The organism is Streptomyces sp. NPDC058671 (assembly GCF_042716475.1).
Classification (GTDB): domain Bacteria; phylum Actinomycetota; class Actinomycetes; order Streptomycetales; family Streptomycetaceae; genus Streptomyces.
In genome coordinates this window covers 107,922-123,501 of sequence record NZ_JBHXSA010000001.1, presented here as the reverse complement: position 1 = coordinate 123,501, position 15,580 = coordinate 107,922, and the positions used below count along the sequence as shown (strand labels likewise).

Sequence of the window (15,580 nt, the reverse complement as noted above, 5' to 3'; positions counted from 1 at the left end):
GACCGACTCAGATGTCGAGGAAGCGAACGTCCTTGGCGTTGCGCTGGATGAACGAGCGGCGTGCCTCGACGTCCTCGCCCATCAGCACCGAGAACAGGTCGTCGGCCTGCGCGGCGTCGTCCAGGGTGACCTGGCCGAGCACGCGGTGGTCGACGTCCATGGTGGTGATGCGCAGCTCCTCGGCGTTCATCTCGCCGAGACCCTTGAAGCGCTGGATCGAGTCTTCCCTGATCCGCTTGCCGCTCTGCTTGCCGAGCTCGACGAGCGCGTCCCGCTCGCGGTCCGAGTACGCGTACTCGAAGTCGTCCCGGCCCCACTTGATCTTGTAGAGCGGCGGGCGGGAGAGGTAGACGTGACCGGCTTCGACCAGCGGCCGCATGAAGCGGAAGAGGAAGGTCAGCAGGAGGGTGTTGATGTGCTGGCCGTCGACGTCGGCGTCCGCCATCAGGATGATCTTGTGATAGCGGAGCTTCTCGATGTCGAAGTCCTCGTGGACCCCGGTACCGAAGGCCGAGATCAGCGCCTGGACCTCGGTGTTCTGCAGGATCTTGTCGATCCTGGCCTTCTCGACGTTCAGGATCTTGCCGCGGATCGGCAGGATGGCCTGGTACATCGGGTTGCGGCCGGACTTGGCCGAGCCGCCGGCGGAGTCGCCCTCGACGATGAAGATCTCGCACTTGGCCGGGTCGTTCGACTGGCAGTCGGAGAGCTTGCCCGGCAGCGACGCCGACTCCAGGAGGCCCTTACGACGGGTCAGGTCGCGCGCCTTGCGGGCGGCCACGCGCGCGGTGGCGGCCTGGATGGACTTGCGGACGATGTCCGCGGCCTCGACCGGGTTGCGGTCCAGCCAGTCGTTGAGGTGCTCGTAGACCGCCTTCTGGACGAAGGTCTTCGCCTCCGTGTTGCCCAGCTTGGTCTTGGTCTGGCCCTCGAACTGCGGCTCGCTCAGCTTGACCGAGATGATCGCGGTCAGACCCTCGCGGATGTCGTCGCCCGTGAGGTTGTCGTCCTTCTCACGGAGGTGCTTCTTGTCGCGCGCGTACTTGTTGATCAGCGAGGTCAGCGCCGCACGGAAGCCCTCCTCGTGCGTGCCGCCCTCGTGGGTGTGGATGATGTTGGCGAACGAGTACACGCCCTCGGTGTAGCCGCTGTTCCACTGCATCGCGACCTCGAGGGACAGGGCCTTGTCCTTGTCCTCCGCCTCCAGGTCGATCACGGTGGGGTGGATCAGCTCGCCCTTGCGCGAGTTGAGGTACTTCACGAAGTCGACGATGCCGCCCTCGTAGTGGTACTTCACCGTGCGCGCGGTGGGCTCGGCGGCCTCCGCCTCGGGGTCGTCCGCGCCGACCGTGGCCTTCGCCGACTCGCGCTCGTCCGTGAGCGTCAGGGTGAGGCCCTTGTTGAGGAAGGCCATCTCCTGGAAGCGGCGCGCGAGCGTCTCGAAGGAGTACTCGGTGGTCTCGAAGATGTCCGGGTCGGCCCAGAAGGTGACCGACGTGCCGGTCTCCTCGGTCGCCTCGTGCTGGACCAGCGGGGCCGTCGGGACGCCCATCTTGTAGTCCTGCGTCCAGCGGTGGCCGTCCGTCCTGATCTCGACGGAGACCTTGGTGGACAGGGCGTTCACGACCGACACACCGACACCGTGCAGACCGCCGGAGACGGCGTAGCCGCCGCCGCCGAACTTGCCGCCCGCGTGCAGCACGGTCAGCACGACCTCGACGGCCGGCTTGCCCTCGGAGGCCACGATGCCCACCGGGATGCCACGACCGTTGTCGATGACGCGGACGCCGCCGTCGGGCAGGATCGTCACGTCGATGGTGTCGGCGTGGCCGGCCAGGGCTTCGTCGACCGAGTTGTCGACGACCTCCTGCACCATGTGGTGCAGACCGCGCTCGCCGGTCGAGCCGATGTACATGCCAGGGCGCTTACGCACGGCATCCAGGCCTTCGAGAACCTGGATGTTGTTGGCGGTGTACTGGTTGTTCTCGTTGGGGTTGCCGGAATCGGCCACGAAGCGCCCTTTCTGGCACAGCACAGGCCGTTCTCCGGGCATACGGGAGCGGCTGCGTCGTTCGACATGTTCCGCAGGGTGGCGGGATTGTCTTCCAGTCTACCGGTAGCGCTGACACTCATGGGGGTTTGCCGGTCCCTGAGTCCGCATGTGCCGCCCTGAGCGGGAGCGAGACGACTCCCCATATCCGGACAGGGGCTCCAGAGCCCTCTGACGGCCACCCAGCGCTTCGGGCTGTGACGGCGAGTGCCACCCGCCGAGAGCATCGGACCGGCCGCGGGGCGGGCGCCTTGCGGAGGGCGTCGCGGGGGCGTCGCGGGGGCGGCGCGGGAGGCGCTGTGGGGGGCGCTGTGGGCGCCTCCATCCGCGCGCTGGGGACGTCCCGGCCGACGGCGTCGCGGGCATCCGCGTCCCGCGTTGTCGGCGTCGTACCTACGGCGTCGCGGGCATCCGCGCCCCGGGTTGTGGGCGTCCGCACCACCGCGTTGTGGGCATACGTTCCGCAGGGTGGAACGGGTGGGCACGACGCCCCCGCGCGGCGGCCCTCGGCCCGGACCCGCGCCCCGAGGTGCCGAGGTCGCGCCCCGCGGTCCGCCCCGCCCGCTGCTACCCGTACGTGTCCCCGGGCCCCACCGACCCCGGCGCCCTGAGCGGCCCGTACCCCCGCCGCGGCGCCCCCGGTCCCAGCACCTTGATCACCCGCACCGTCCCATGGCCGAGGTCCTCGTTGAGACGGGCCACGAGCCGGGGCGCCAGCAGCCGCAGCTGCGTCGCCCAGGCCGTCGAGTCGCACTGCACGGTGAGCACGCGCGCGTCCGGCTCGTCGTCGAACTTCAGCGGTACGCAGTGCTTCGCCAGGTCCTCGCCGACGATCTGCGGCCAGCGGCCCATCACCCCGCCGACGGCGGCCGGCGTCTCCCACCCGCGCTCGGTGATCAGCCGGTTGATCGCCGCACCGAGGGCCATGGGGTCGCGTCCGTCGGCGCGCGCGCCGGAGCGCAGTCCGCCTCCGCGCCGGGCCTGCTTCTTCTGCTGGGCGGCCGCGCCCTTGGCCTTGGCCTGCTCCTTGGCGGCGCGCAGCGCTACCCGGGCGAGGTCGACACCCGAGGCCTCGGGCACCGAAGGCGTCGTCGGCAAAGGTGTGTCCACAGGCTGTGGACGGTGTTCCTCGCTCATACCCGTTCCACCGTCCCGCCGCCCACCTCGTACCGCGCCCCCGCCAGGACCGCCGGGACGTCGTCGTCCACGGCCGCCGTCACGAGCACCTGCTCGCCGCCCGCCACCAGCTCCGCGAGCCGCTCGCGGCGCCGCGCGTCCAGCTCGGCGAAGACGTCGTCGAGGACGAGGACCGGCTCGTTGCCCTCGGACCGCAGCAGGTCGTACGAGGCGAGCCGCAGCGCCAGCGCGTACGACCAGGACTCGCCATGACTGGCGTATCCCTTCGCCGGCAACTCGCCGAGCTTGAGCAGCAGCTCGTCCCGGTGCGGCCCGACCAGCGTGACGCCCCGCTCGATCTCCTGCTTGCGCACGTCGGCGAGGGCGGCGATCAGCTGTTCGTACAGCTCCTCGCGGGTGTGCCCGGTGCCGGGCGCGGAGGGTCGGTACTCCAGCAGAATCGGTCCGCCTGCGGGCGCCAGCTGGTCGTACGCCTTGTCCGCGAGCGGCTGCAGTACGGCGATCAGATCCAGCCGCTGGGCGAGCAGCTCGGCTCCGACCCGCGCCAGGTGCTGGTCCCAGACGTCCAGGGTGGAGAGGTCCATGCCGCGGCCGCCGTGCCGTCGGGCCATGGCGGCGGACTTCAGGAGCGTGTTGCGCTGCTTGAGCACGCGGTCGTAGTCGGAGCGCACGCCGGCCATGCGCGGCGTGCGCGCCGTGATCAGCTCGTCGAGGAAGCGCCGGCGCTCGCCGGGATCGCCCTTCACCAGGGCGAGGTCCTCGGGCGCGAACAGCACGGTCCGTACGATGCCGAGCACGTCACGCGGTCTGACCTGCGAGGACCTGTTGATACGGGCACGGTTGGCCCGACCCGGGTTGAGTTCGAGCTCGATCAGCTGGGAACGCTCGCCCTGGGTGACGGCGGCGCGGATGACCGCACGCTCGGCGCCCATCCGGACGAGCGGCGCGTCGGAGGCGACGCGGTGGCTGGAAAGGGTCGCGAGATAGCCGACGGCCTCGACCAGATTGGTCTTGCCCTGGCCATTGGCACCCACGAAAGCGGTGACGCCCGGGTCGAGCGGGACCTCGACCCGGGCGTAGGAGCGGAAGTCGGCCAGCGACAGATGCGTGACGTGCATGGTTGGGCGCCGACCTTCTTCCCCCGGCGGCTGTGCACCGCGGGGCGCACAGCCTGTGGATTACTTCTTGGACTCGACCGCGTGGCCACCGAACTGGTTGCGCAGCGCGGCGATCATCTTCATCTGCGGGGAGTCGTCCTGCCGCGAGGCGAACCGCGCGAACAGCGACGCGGTGATCGCCGGCAGCGGTACGGCGTTGTCGATGGCGGCCTCGACGGTCCACCGGCCCTCGCCGGAGTCCTGGGCGAAGCCGCGGAGCTGCTCCAGGTGCTCGTCCTCGTCCAGGGCGTTCACCGCGAGGTCGAGCAGCCAGGAACGGATGACCGTGCCCTCCTGCCAGGAGCGGAAGACCTCACGCACGTCGGTGACGGAGTCGACCTTCTCCAGGAGCTCCCAGCCCTCGGCGTAGGCCTGCATCATCGCGTACTCGATGCCGTTGTGGACCATCTTCGCGAAGTGGCCGGCGCCGACCTTGCCCGCGTGGACCGAGCCGAACTCGCCCTCGGGCTTGAGCGCGTCGAAGATCGGCTGGACCCTCGCCACGTTCTCGGCGTCGCCGCCGTACATCAGCGCGTAGCCGTTCTCCAGGCCCCAGACGCCGCCGGAGACACCGCAGTCGACGAAGCCGATGCCCTTGGCCGCCAGCTCCTCGGCGTGCTTCTCGTCGTCCGTCCAGCGCGAGTTCCCGCCGTCCACGACGATGTCGCCGGGGGAGAGCAGGGCGGCCAGCTCGTCGACGGTGGACTGGGTCGCGGCACCGGCCGGAACCATGACCCACACGACGCGGGGCCCCTTGAGCTTGCCCACAAGCTCTTCGAGGCTGTGGACATCGGCGAGGTCCGGGTTGCGGTCGTATCCGATGACGGTGTGGCCTGCGCGGCGGATGCGCTCGCGCATGTTGCCGCCCATCTTGCCGAGACCGACGAGACCGAGCTCCATCAGAGATTCCTTAAGCGTCGTGTGCGGTTTACCCGGGTCCGAGCCTACGCCGGGACCCGGGTGCACACCTGTGGGGTCAGCCGCTCAGTCGACGGCCGCCCCGGAGGGGTCATCCGGAGAGTCGCACCGGCATGATCAGGTACTTGTAGGCCTCGTCCGCCTCGGCGTCCAGGGCCGGCTTCCCGCTCAGCAGCGCCGGCTTCGTGGAGGTCGTGAAGGAGAGCTGGGCGACCGGGGAGTCGATCGCGCTGAGACCGTCCAGGAGGAAGGTCGGGTTGAAGGCGATCGAGATGTCGTCGCCCTCCAGCTGCGCGTCGACCCGCTCCACAGCCTGTGCGTCGTCGCTGGAGCCCGCCTCCAGGATCAGCACGCCCTGCTCGAAGCTCAGCCGGACCGGGGTGTTGCGCTCGGCCACCAGGGCCACACGCTTGACGGCCTCGACGAACGGGGCGGTCTCGATCACCGCGACCGAGTTGAACTCGGTGGGGAAGAGCGTCCGGTACTTCGGCAGGTCGCCTTCGAGCAGCCGGGTCGTGGTGCGGCGGCCCGCGCCCTCGAAGCCGATGAGGCCCTCGCCCTTGCCGGAGCCGGAGAGAGCCAGGGTGACGGTGTCGCCACTGGTGAGCGCCTTGGCGGTGTCCAGGAGGGTCTTCGCGGGCACCAGGGCGACCGCGGAGGCGTCCGGGGACTCGGGCTTCCACATGAACTCGCGGACCGCGAAGCGGTAGCGGTCGGTGGAGGCCAGGGTGACCGTGTCGCCCTCGATCTCGATGCGCACACCGGTGAGCACCGGCAGCGTGTCGTCACGGCCGGCGGCGATGGCCACCTGCGCGGCGGCGGAGGCGAAGACCTCACCGGGGACGGTGCCGGTCGCGGTGGGCATCTCCGGCAGCGCCGGGTACTCCTCCACAGGCAGCGTGTGGAGGGTGAAGCGGGAGGAGCCGCAGACCACCGTCGCCCGTACACCGTCTGTGGAGATCTCCACGGGCCGGTTGGGGAGGGCGCGGCAGATGTCGGCGAGCAGTCGGCCGGAGACCAGGACGGTGCCGTCCTCCTCGACCTCCGCCTCGACGGAGACGCGGGCCGAGACCTCGTAGTCGAAGCTCGAGAAGCTCAGTGCGCCGTCCTCGGCCTTCAGCAGAAGGCCCGCGAGCACGGGCGCCGGCGGACGGGCCGGGAGGCTGCGGGCCACCCAGGCCACCGCCTCCGCGAGTACATCGCGCTCCACCCGGATCTTCACCGGAACCGCCTCCTGCTGTTGCTGGCTCTTCGTCGACTGCGAGAACCAGTCTGACGTACGCCGCCGACACTCGGTGCTGCTCGGGGTCAAGTCGGGACGAGAGCGCGTCGGAGCTCCGACGCCGAGTTGTGCACAGGCCCCACTTCGAAGCGGATTCCGGGCTAACTCTATGTGGGAGTAGTAGTAGGGCCTGTGGAAACGGTGGATAACCCCGTTTTTGCAGGTCAGACCCGATTTTTTGTCCACCGAGCCTGTGGGTGAACCCGGTGGACAACTCGGGGTCTCTGTGGACACCCGAAAGTTCTGCACACCCCGTACACAGGCCACGGGGAGTTCTCCCCAGCGCTGTCCCCAGCTTTACCCCGGTTCCCCACAGCCCAACCGTCCTCCTTGGTGTGACCGCTTTCACTCGACGCGGTGAGAGGGGGCGATTCGTTGCCGAACAGTGGACAGGGGTGTGGAGAAGCTGTGGGCAACGGACCTCAGCCTGTGGGCGGCCGGTGGACAACCCTCGGACAGCCCTGTGGACGAAAGATTCATCCACAGCCTGTGGAGATCTTTTACCAACAATTCCACAAGGGTCTGACCTGGGGTGATGGTCTGTCACCAGACCTTCCTGTGGACACGATCGGGATAACTCGACAGTCCCCACCCTGTGGACGGGAGATCATCCCCCAATCTGTGGAGAACCCGCCACCGGAACGGAGTAATCGAACAGCCGGGCCGCCGCCCCGGCGTCGTGCACAGCCGTGCACCACCCCGCGGAAGGGCTCCGGAGACGCCGAAGGGCGCCCCGGGAGGTGTCCCGGGGCGCCCTTCGGAGGCTGCTGAGGCGAGCGTCAGCCGTTCTTGATGCGGTTGGTGAGCTCGGTGACCTGGTTGTAGATGGAGCGCCGCTCGGCCATCAGCGCGCGGATCTTCCGGTCCGCGTGCATCACCGTCGTATGGTCACGGCCGCCGAACTGCGCGCCGATCTTCGGCAACGACAGGTCCGTCAGCTCGCGGCACAGGTACATGGCGATCTGCCGGGCCGTCACCAGGACACGGCTGCGCGAGGATCCGCAGAGGTCCTCCACCGTCAGACCGAAGTAGTCCGCCGTCGCCGCCATGATCGCCGGCGCCGTGATCTCCGGCGACGAGTCCTCGCCACCCGGGATGAGGTCCTTGAGGACGATCTCGGTCAGACCCAGGTCCACCGGCTGCCGGTTGAGGCTCGCGAACGCCGTCACCCGGATCAGCGCGCCCTCCAGCTCACGGATGTTCCGCGAGATCCGGGACGCGATGAACTCCAGCACCTCCGGCGGGGCGTTGAGCTGCTCCTGCACCGCCTTCTTGCGGAGGATCGCGATGCGCGTCTCCAACTCGGGCGGCTGGACGTCGGTGGTAAGACCCCACTCGAAGCGGTTGCGGAGCCGGTCCTCCAGGGTCACCAGCTGTCGGGGCGGCCGGTCCGAGGAGAGCACGATCTGCTTGTTCGCGTTGTGCAGGGTGTTGAAGGTGTGGAAGAACTCCTCCTGCGTCGACTCCTTGCTCGCGAGGAACTGGATGTCGTCGACGAGCAGGATGTCCACATCGCGGTAGCGCTTGCGGAAGGCGTCGCCCTTGCCGTCGCGGATCGAGTTGATGAACTCGTTCGTGAACTCCTCGGAGCTCACGTACCGCACGCGCGTGCCGGGGTAGAGGCTCCGCGCGTAGTGTCCGATCGCGTGCAGCAGATGGGTCTTGCCGAGGCCCGACTCGCCGTAGATGAAGAGCGGGTTGTACGCCTTCGCCGGCGCCTCGGCCACCGCGACGGCGGCCGCGTGCGCGAAGCGGTTCGAGGAACCGATGACGAAGGTGTCGAAGAGGTACCGCGGGTTCAGCCGCGCGTGCTGCTCGCCGGGAGCGCCGGAGCCCTGCGCGGAGGACGAGGAGCCGTGGCCCCCGCCCGGCCCGCCCCCGGGACCGCCGGGACGGGGGCCGGGACGGCCCCCGTGGTTCTGGGGGTCGGGCAGCTCGCCGCGCTCGGGCCGCTGCGACTCGTAACCCCGGGGCGCCTCGTCGTATCGCGACTGCCTCGGCTGCTCGGGACCGGTGTACGGAGCCCGCTCCTGGTAGCCGCCCATCCGGGGCTGCTGCCAGAGGTCCTCCTGGGTGCGCGGCCAGGCGCCGAGATCGGGCCGCTGCTGTGAGTAGTCCGGGTAGGCGGGGCGTGCGGTGGGCAGCCCGTCGTCGGGCATCGGCCGGTGGCCGTATCCCTCGTACTTCTCGTACGGCTCCGGCTGGCCGCGCTCGTCGTAGCGGGACTGCTGCACGGGCGGCGCCGGCGGGGTCGGCTCGCCTACGGAGTCGTCGACGGTGATCGCGATCCGGATTGTGCGGCCGCACTCACGGCTCAGGGTCTCGCTGATCAATGGAGCGAGCCGGCCTTCGAGGACGCGCTTGCCCCACTCGTTGGGCACGGCGAGGAGCGCGGTGTCCGCGACCAGGGCCAGCGGCTGGCAGCGCTCGATCCACTGCTTGTCCTTGGGCTCGATTCCCTGCTGGCCCTCGGCGAGGAGGTGCTCGAGGACGCGTGGCCACACTGCGGCAAGATCGGCAGGTACGTCAGCCACAGGGCACGCTTTCTCGCGGGTCCCCCGATGGTGTGGTTCTCGGGGGACGGTGGGTCGATGTCCGTGAGGACGGGTCCAGGAGGACAGGTGAGGACAGAACGGAAAAGAGGTCGGAGTCCATCCACGGTAGTCGCGGCGGCTGACGTGGTTCAAGTTGTTGTCCACAGCCTGTGCACAATGGAGGGCGGCGACAGGTCGGTTTGACCGGATGGCGTAGCCGCGCGTACCGTAACCAGGTCGAGTTGTCGATGGCTGCTGCCGCCTGCCTCCGATGGGCAAAGATCACGGTCTGTGATCGTGAAGCGGTGCACTCGGGCGTATTGCGAGCTACTCGTGGGCGCACGGTGACAGCCAGGCGATGTCCCGCCATCTACGAATCATTTCTGGAGCCCCCGAGTGAGCAAGCGCACCTTCCAGCCGAACAACCGTCGTCGCGCCAAGACCCACGGCTTCCGCCTGCGGATGCGTACGCGTGCCGGTCGAGCCATCCTTGCGAACCGCCGTTCCAAGGGTCGCTCCGAGCTGTCCGCCTGATCTGCCTTAACAGGTCATGACGTGCTGCCTACCGAGAATCGGCTGAGGCGGCGCGAGGACTTCGCAACCGCGGTACGCCGAGGTCGCCGGGCCGGTCGCCCGCTCCTCGTCGTCCACCTACGCAGCGGTGCAACGAGCCCGCACGCGCCTGGGGAGAGCGTTCCCCCGACGCGTGCGGGTTTCGTCGTGAGCAAAGCCGTGGGCGGGGCGGTCGTACGCAACCAGGTGAAGCGTCGTCTGCGCCATCTCGTCCGCGACCGGCTCACCGAGCTGCCCCCCGGTAGCCTGGTGGTCGTACGGGCGTTGCCCGGAGCCGGCGACGCCGACCACGCACAGCTGGCCCGAGACCTGGACGCCGCTCTCCAGCGGCTGCTGGGAGGGGGCGCGCGATGAAGTACCCGCTGCTGGCTCTCATCAAGCTGTACCAGTGGACGATCAGCCCGCTCCTGGGCCCCGTCTGCCGGTACTACCCGTCGTGTTCCCACTATGGATTCACGGCCATCGACCGGCATGGCGCGATCAAGGGCACGGCCCTGACCGCCTGGCGCATCCTGCGGTGCAACCCGTGGTCGCCCGGTGGTGTGGACCACGTCCCCCCGCGTAAGCGCCCCCGCTGGCACGAAATGCTGAGGAACGCGCTGCGCGGCGACAAGGGCGGGTCCACCGCCGAGACGAGCCCGGCCGCAGAGACCTCGCCCAATGCTCAAGGAGCCTGATTAGTGGACACGATTGCCAGTTTTTTCAGCTTCATCACCACACCTGTCTCATGGGTGATCGTCCAGTTCCACAAGCTGTTCGGGGCGATCTTCGGCCCTGACACGGGCTGGGCCTGGGGCCTGTCGATCGTGTGCCTGGTGGTGCTGATCCGTATCTGTCTGATTCCGCTGTTCGTCAAGCAGATCAAGTCGACGCGGAACATGCAGGCGCTCCAGCCCAAGATGAAGGCGATCCAGGAGCGCTACAAGAGCGACAAGCAGCGTCAGTCCGAAGAGATGATGAAGCTGTACAAGGAGACGGGTACCAACCCGCTCTCCTCGTGCCTTCCCATCCTGGCGCAGTCGCCGTTCTTCTTCGCCCTGTACCACGTGCTGTCCAACATCGCCGAGGGCGACACGGTCGGCGTCATCAACCAGTCGCTGCTCGACAGCGCCCGGCAGGCGCACATCTTCGGCGCTCCGCTGGCCTCGAAGTTCACGGACAGTGCCGCCGATGTCGCCGCTCTGGACGCTTCGATCACCTCGGTCCGGATCGTCACCGCGATCATGATCATCATGATGTCGGCCTCGCAGTTCTTCACCCAGCGCCAGCTGATGATGAAGAACGTCGACCTCTCGGTGAAGACCCCGTACATGCAGCAGCAGAAGATGCTCATGTACATCTTCCCGGTGATCTTCGCCGTCATGGGCATCAACTTCCCCGTCGGCGTCCTCGTCTACTGGCTGACCACCAACGTGTGGACCATGGGCCAGCAGATGTACGTGATCAACCAGAACCCGACCCCGGGCAGCAAGGCGCAGGACTCCTACCTCCAGCGCCTGCTGAAGAGCATCACCACGCACGGCGAGGTCCGCGGTCGTCGCCGGAAGACCATCGTCAAGATGATCGTCGCCAAGAGCAGCAGCGACCGCAACGAGAACGAGCGCCGCTTCTTCTCGGGTCTGACCAAGGCGGGCTTCGCCGCCCAGGCCGACGGCACGGTGATCAAGAGCGACACGATCGAGACCGAGGCCGAGGGCGGTGCCGCCGCCAGGCGCCAGCAGCCCAAGCGCCAGACCAAGGCCCAGCGCCAGGCCGCCGCGGCTCAGGCCATGGCCAAGGACACCGAGGGAGTCTCCGAGCCGGCCGCCGGAGAGGTGACCACCTCGCTCGAGAAGAAGCCTCAGGGTCCGGCCGCGACCGACGCCAAGGGCGACTCGAAGGACGAGGCAGGCGACAAGCCCGCGCGTCCGAGCCGTGCCAACTCCGGAGGCTCCCGCCAGGGCAAGTCCGGTCAGCGCAAGGGCCAGCAGCGGCCCAAGCACCCGTCCTCCAAGAAGTAAGCCTCGCCGAAGCAAGAAGGAGTCCATCCGTGACGGAAGGCACCATCTCCGCCGCCGCCGAGGGTGGCGACACCCTGACCCGCCTCGAGCAGGAGGGTGAGATCGCGGCCGACTACCTCGAAGGTCTGCTCGACATCGCCGACCTCGACGGCGACATCGACATGGACGTCGAGGCGGACCGGGCCGCGGTCTCGATCATCAGCGACTCCAGCAGCCGTGAGCTGCAGAAGCTCGTGGGCCGCGACGGTGAGGTCCTGGAGGCCCTCCAGGAGCTGACCCGCCTCGCCGTGCACCGGGAGACGGGTGACCGCAGCCGCCTGATGCTCGACATCGCCGGCTTCCGTGCCCAGAAGCGCACCGAGCTCGCCGAGCTGGGCGCCAAGGCCGCGTCCGAGGTGAAGTCCACCGGGCAGCCGGTCAAGCTGGACCCGATGACGCCGTTCGAGCGCAAGGTCGTGCATGACGCGATCGCCTCCGCCGGTCTGCGCAGCGAGTCCGAGGGCGAGGAGCCCCAGCGCTTCGTCGTTGTGCTCCCGGCCTGAACCCTCACGTAGTGTCGGCCCCGTCTGTTCACAGGCGGGGCCGATCTTTGTCAGCCCGATAGTCAGCCACCACAGTGCGCTCGCACGCGAAGCGTGCGGTACGGAAGGACGGTTCCCGTGACGGAGGCAGCGGAGCTCCCCGAGGCTCCGGAGCAGGCACGGACAGTCTTCGGCCAGCACTTCCCAGAGGCCGTGCGGTATGCCGAGCTGCTCGCGGACGCGGGTGTGAAGCGGGGTCTGATCGGCCCCCGCGAGGTCCCGCGACTGTGGGAACGCCACCTGTTGAACTGTGCTGTCCTCTCGGAGGTCGTCCCCGAAGGCGTCACCGTCTGCGACGTGGGCTCGGGCGCCGGCCTTCCCGGCATCCCCCTGGCGCTGGTCCGGCCCGACCTGAAGATCACGCTCCTGGAGCCGCTGCTTCGCCGGACGAACTTCCTCCAGGAGGTCGTCGAGATGCTCGGCCTCGACCACGTCACCGTGGCCAGGGGACGCGCGGAGGAGATGCTCGGCAAGATCACGCCCGTCCATGTGGTGACCGCTCGCGCGGTGGCGCCGCTGGACCGCCTCGCCGGCTGGGGGGTTCCCCTGCTGCGCCCGTACGGAGAGATGCTCGCGCTCAAGGGCGACACCGCGGAGGAGGAGATCAGCGGTGCCCGCGCGGCGCTCTCCCGACTCGGTGTGGTGGCGACCTCGGTGCTGCACGTGGGCGAGGGAATCGTCGATCCGCTGTCCACCGTGGTCCGGGTGGAAGTCGGCGAGAGCCCGGGCGGGGTACGGTTCGCGGCCAAGCGGGCCAAGGCGGCCCGGACGAGCAAAACTCGCCGACGCCGCTGACTGTCCCCTACGTACCATTTCGGAGTGTCGACCGGCCCGGGACGAACGGCAGGGGCATGGTGTTTCACGTGAAACGTCGCTCACTGCTGCAGGGGATCATCAGCCGCGGTCGCGCGGCCGCCACGCCCCGGGACCGTCGACTCCGTGTGAAGCCACCCGCGAGGGTTACGAAGATGTCCACAGAGGTGGATTCACCCACAGAACCACCGGCCTCGCTGGTTCATGACCCTGAAAGCATGGCAGGCTCTCCCCATCGCGAGCCTGAAGCCGAGGAGAGTGAATCCTTGCGGTCCGACGCCAACATCGCGGGACCGATGACCGATCCGGTCCCCGGTCCCCGAACCGAATCGGTGGGGGAGGATGTTTCACGTGAAACACCGCCCCCGATGGACGACACCCCCATTGGTCGTGCTGCCCAGCTGGCAGTAGAAGCCTTGGGTCGTGCCGGTGAGGGACTTCCCCGCCCGGCGCAGACTCGCGTGATGGTGGTTGCCAATCAGAAGGGCGGCGTGGGCAAGACGACCACGACGGTCAACCTTGCCGCGTCCCTGGCTCTGCACGGTGCCCGGGTCCTCGTCATCGACCTGGACCCGCAGGGCAACGCCTCCACGGCACTCGGCATCGACCACCACGCCGAGGTCCCCTCGATCTACGACGTCCTTGTCGACAGCAAGCCGCTTTCCGATGTGGTGCAGCCGGTCATGGACGTCGAGGGCCTCTTCTGCGCCCCCGCCACCATCGACCTGGCCGGCGCGGAGATCGAGCTGGTGTCCCTGGTGGCGCGAGAGAGTCGCCTCCAGCGGGCGATCCAGGCTTATGAGCAGCCGCTGGACTACATCCTCATCGACTGCCCGCCCTCGCTCGGTCTGCTCACGGTCAACGCCATGGTGGCCGGAGCCGAGGTGCTGATCCCGATCCAGTGCGAGTACTACGCGCTGGAGGGGCTCGGCCAGCTCCTGAGGAACGTCGACCTGGTGCGGGGACACCTCAACCCCGCACTCCACGTCTCCACGATCCTGCTCACCATGTACGACGGCCGGACGAGGCTCGCCTCCCAGGTCGCCGACGAGGTGCGCACCCACTTCGCCGACGAGGTGCTGCGGACCAGCATCCCGAGGTCCGTCCGTATCTCGGAAGCCCCGAGTTACGGTCAGACGGTCCTCACCTATGACCCGGGTTCCAGTGGCGCCCTGTCGTATCTCGAGGCGGCTCGTGAGATCGCTCTGCGGGGGGCCGCCGTGCACTATGACCCGCAGCACGCCCATGTCGGGCACCAGAACAACCAGCGCAGCATGTCGGAGGGGATCCAGTGAGTGAGCGACGTAGGGGATTGGGGCGTGGGCTCGGTGCTCTGATTCCCGCTGCTCCCCAGGAACGACAGACGTCGGCAGCCGGTGTCGGGGCGGGCGTGACCTCCCCCGGTGCGGTTCCCGCCATGCCTTCTGATCGCGGGGTGGCGGCGGCGAAGCTGGCGACACTCCCGCAGAGTGCGCGGTCGCCGGAGTCCACACCGTCGTGGAACGAAGCGGAGCCGCTGCTCCGGCCGGAGCCGCCGACCGGGGCCTATTTCACCGAGCTTCCGCTCGATGCCATCGTTCCCAATCGGCACCAGCCGCGTGAGGTCTTCGACGAGGACGCCTTGGCGGAGCTCGTCATCTCCATCAAGGAGGTCGGCCTCCTCCAGCCCGTGGTCGTGCGCAAGGTCGATGGCGAGCGCTACGAGCTCGTCATGGGTGAGCGTCGCCTGAGGGCGTCGAAGGCGGCGGGTCTTGAGCGGATTCCGGCGATCGTCCGGGACACCGACGACGAGAAGATGCTCCTGGACGCCCTCCTGGAGAACCTCCACCGTGCCCAGCTGAACGCGATCGAAGAGGCTCACGCCTACGAGCAGCTCCTGAAGGACTTCGGCTGCACCCATGACCAGCTCGCGGAGCGCATCGGCCGGTCCCGCCCGCAGATCTCCAACACACTGCGTCTCCTGCGGCTCTCGCCGCCGGTGCAGCGGAGGGTTGCCGCCGGGGTGCTGTCCGCCGGTCACGCGCGGGCCCTGCTCGGCGTGGAGGACCCCGAGTCCCAGGACAAGCTGGCCTACCGGATCGTGTCCGAGGGCCTCTCGGTGCGCAGTGTCGAGGAGATCGTGAGCCTCATGGGCTCCGAGGAGCCCGTCGGTCCGGTCAAGCCGAAGGGCCCGCGCGCGGGCGGCCGGGTCTCGCCCGCGCTGACGGACCTCGCCTCCCGGCTCTCGGACCGGTTCGAGACCCGGGTGAAGGTCGACCTGGGGCAGAAGAAGGGCAAGATCGTCGTCGAGTTCGCCTCGATGGAGGATCTGGAACGGATCCTCTCGACGCTCGCTCCCGGCGAGGGCCGGGTGCTGGACCAGAAGAACGCTGCTCCGGGCGCGGAGGGCTGAGTTTCCCGCAGCCTTCAAGGCCGCCCAGGGCGGGGGGGGGGGGGGGGGGGAACCGGACCCCCCCCCCCCGGGGTGGGGGTGGGGGGGGGCCGCCCGGGGCAGTTAGATAAAGGTGAGAAGGGGGGATTAGGAGAACGAGTGGG

14 protein-coding genes are annotated in these 15,580 nt (G+C 68.8%); 8 read left to right on the top strand and 6 right to left on the bottom strand.

The window, feature by feature from the left end; translation table 11 throughout:
* Nucleotides 1-7: 7 nt before the first annotated feature.
* The 6 genes from gyrB to dnaA form a co-directional block, all read right to left on the bottom strand.
* Nucleotides 8-2,035 carry a DNA topoisomerase (ATP-hydrolyzing) subunit B gene (gene gyrB / locus ACFWV2_RS00480; protein WP_384399457.1) on the bottom strand — a complete coding sequence of 676 codons (2,028 nt, stop codon included), beginning with the start codon at nt 2,033-2,035 and terminating at the stop codon, nt 8-10.
* Between the two features lie 582 nt (nt 2,036-2,617).
* Nucleotides 2,618-3,187 (bottom strand): DUF721 domain-containing protein, encoded by a 570-nt coding sequence (locus ACFWV2_RS00475; protein ID WP_384399454.1) that lies wholly within the window; start codon nt 3,185-3,187, stop codon nt 2,618-2,620.
* Complete coding sequence (recF, locus tag ACFWV2_RS00470) at nt 3,184-4,305, bottom strand: DNA replication/repair protein RecF (RefSeq protein ID WP_384399451.1); 1,122 nt, start codon at nt 4,303-4,305, stop codon at nt 3,184-3,186. The genes ACFWV2_RS00475 and recF overlap by 4 nt, the downstream gene beginning before the upstream one ends.
* A 60-nt stretch (nt 4,306-4,365) precedes the next feature.
* Nucleotides 4,366-5,244, bottom strand: coding sequence for a phosphogluconate dehydrogenase (NAD(+)-dependent, decarboxylating) (gnd, locus tag ACFWV2_RS00465; RefSeq protein WP_384399448.1), 879 nt, complete (start codon nt 5,242-5,244; stop codon nt 4,366-4,368).
* Nucleotides 5,245-5,353: 109 nt separating this feature from the next.
* Nucleotides 5,354-6,484, bottom strand: coding sequence for a DNA polymerase III subunit beta (dnaN, locus tag ACFWV2_RS00460; protein ID WP_360788208.1), 1,131 nt, complete (start codon nt 6,482-6,484; stop codon nt 5,354-5,356).
* Between the two features lie 839 nt (nt 6,485-7,323).
* Nucleotides 7,324-9,078, bottom strand: a complete 1,755-nt coding sequence (dnaA, locus tag ACFWV2_RS00455) for a chromosomal replication initiator protein DnaA (RefSeq protein WP_384399445.1) — start codon at nt 9,076-9,078, stop codon at nt 7,324-7,326.
* Between the two features lie 396 nt (nt 9,079-9,474).
* Between dnaA and rpmH the strand changes: the two genes are divergently transcribed.
* From rpmH to ACFWV2_RS00415, 8 genes are all read left to right on the top strand, one after another.
* Nucleotides 9,475-9,612 (top strand): 50S ribosomal protein L34, encoded by a 138-nt coding sequence (rpmH, locus tag ACFWV2_RS00450; RefSeq protein ID WP_030205020.1) that lies wholly within the window; start codon nt 9,475-9,477, stop codon nt 9,610-9,612.
* 21 nt (nt 9,613-9,633) lie between these two features.
* A complete protein-coding gene (gene rnpA, locus ACFWV2_RS00445; RefSeq protein WP_384399441.1) occupies nt 9,634-10,005 on the top strand; it encodes a ribonuclease P protein component in 372 nt (123 codons plus the stop codon).
* Entirely contained in the window at nt 10,002-10,328 is a 327-nt protein-coding gene (yidD, locus tag ACFWV2_RS00440) for a membrane protein insertion efficiency factor YidD (protein ID WP_015034858.1), read from the top strand. The genes rnpA and yidD overlap by 4 nt, the downstream gene beginning before the upstream one ends.
* Before the next feature lie 3 nt (nt 10,329-10,331).
* Entirely contained in the window at nt 10,332-11,651 is a 1,320-nt protein-coding gene (gene yidC / locus ACFWV2_RS00435; protein ID WP_384399438.1) for a membrane protein insertase YidC, read from the top strand.
* Between the two features lie 29 nt (nt 11,652-11,680).
* Nucleotides 11,681-12,193 (top strand): protein jag, encoded by a 513-nt coding sequence (locus ACFWV2_RS00430; RefSeq protein WP_384399435.1) that lies wholly within the window; start codon nt 11,681-11,683, stop codon nt 12,191-12,193.
* Nucleotides 12,194-12,310: 117 nt separating this feature from the next.
* Nucleotides 12,311-13,027 (top strand): 16S rRNA (guanine(527)-N(7))-methyltransferase RsmG, encoded by a 717-nt coding sequence (gene rsmG / locus ACFWV2_RS00425; RefSeq protein ID WP_384399432.1) that lies wholly within the window; start codon nt 12,311-12,313, stop codon nt 13,025-13,027.
* Nucleotides 13,028-13,263: 236 nt separating this feature from the next.
* Nucleotides 13,264-14,340 carry a ParA family protein gene (locus ACFWV2_RS00420; protein WP_384400301.1) on the top strand — a complete coding sequence of 359 codons (1,077 nt, stop codon included), beginning with the start codon at nt 13,264-13,266 and terminating at the stop codon, nt 14,338-14,340.
* Nucleotides 14,337-15,437 (top strand): ParB/RepB/Spo0J family partition protein, encoded by a 1,101-nt coding sequence (locus ACFWV2_RS00415; protein ID WP_384399429.1) that lies wholly within the window; start codon nt 14,337-14,339, stop codon nt 15,435-15,437. Before ACFWV2_RS00420 ends, ACFWV2_RS00415 begins: the two co-directional genes overlap by 4 nt.
* The last annotated feature ends 143 nt before the right edge of the window (nt 15,438-15,580 follow it).

Bases quoted from the DNA above. Each gene is read 5' to 3' on its own strand.
- ACFWV2_RS00420 (WP_384400301.1), top strand. From the start codon at position 13,264: ATGGCAGGCTCTCCCCATCGCGAGCCTGAAGCCGAGGAGAGTGAATCC.
- gnd (WP_384399448.1), bottom strand. From the start codon at position 5,244: ATGGAGCTCGGTCTCGTCGGTCTCGGCAAGATGGGCGGCAACATGCGC.
- yidD (WP_015034858.1), top strand. From the start codon at position 10,002: ATGAAGTACCCGCTGCTGGCTCTCATCAAGCTGTACCAGTGGACGATC.
- ACFWV2_RS00475 (WP_384399454.1), bottom strand. From the start codon at position 3,187: ATGAGCGAGGAACACCGTCCACAGCCTGTGGACACACCTTTGCCGACG.
- recF (WP_384399451.1), bottom strand. From the start codon at position 4,305: ATGCACGTCACGCATCTGTCGCTGGCCGACTTCCGCTCCTACGCCCGG.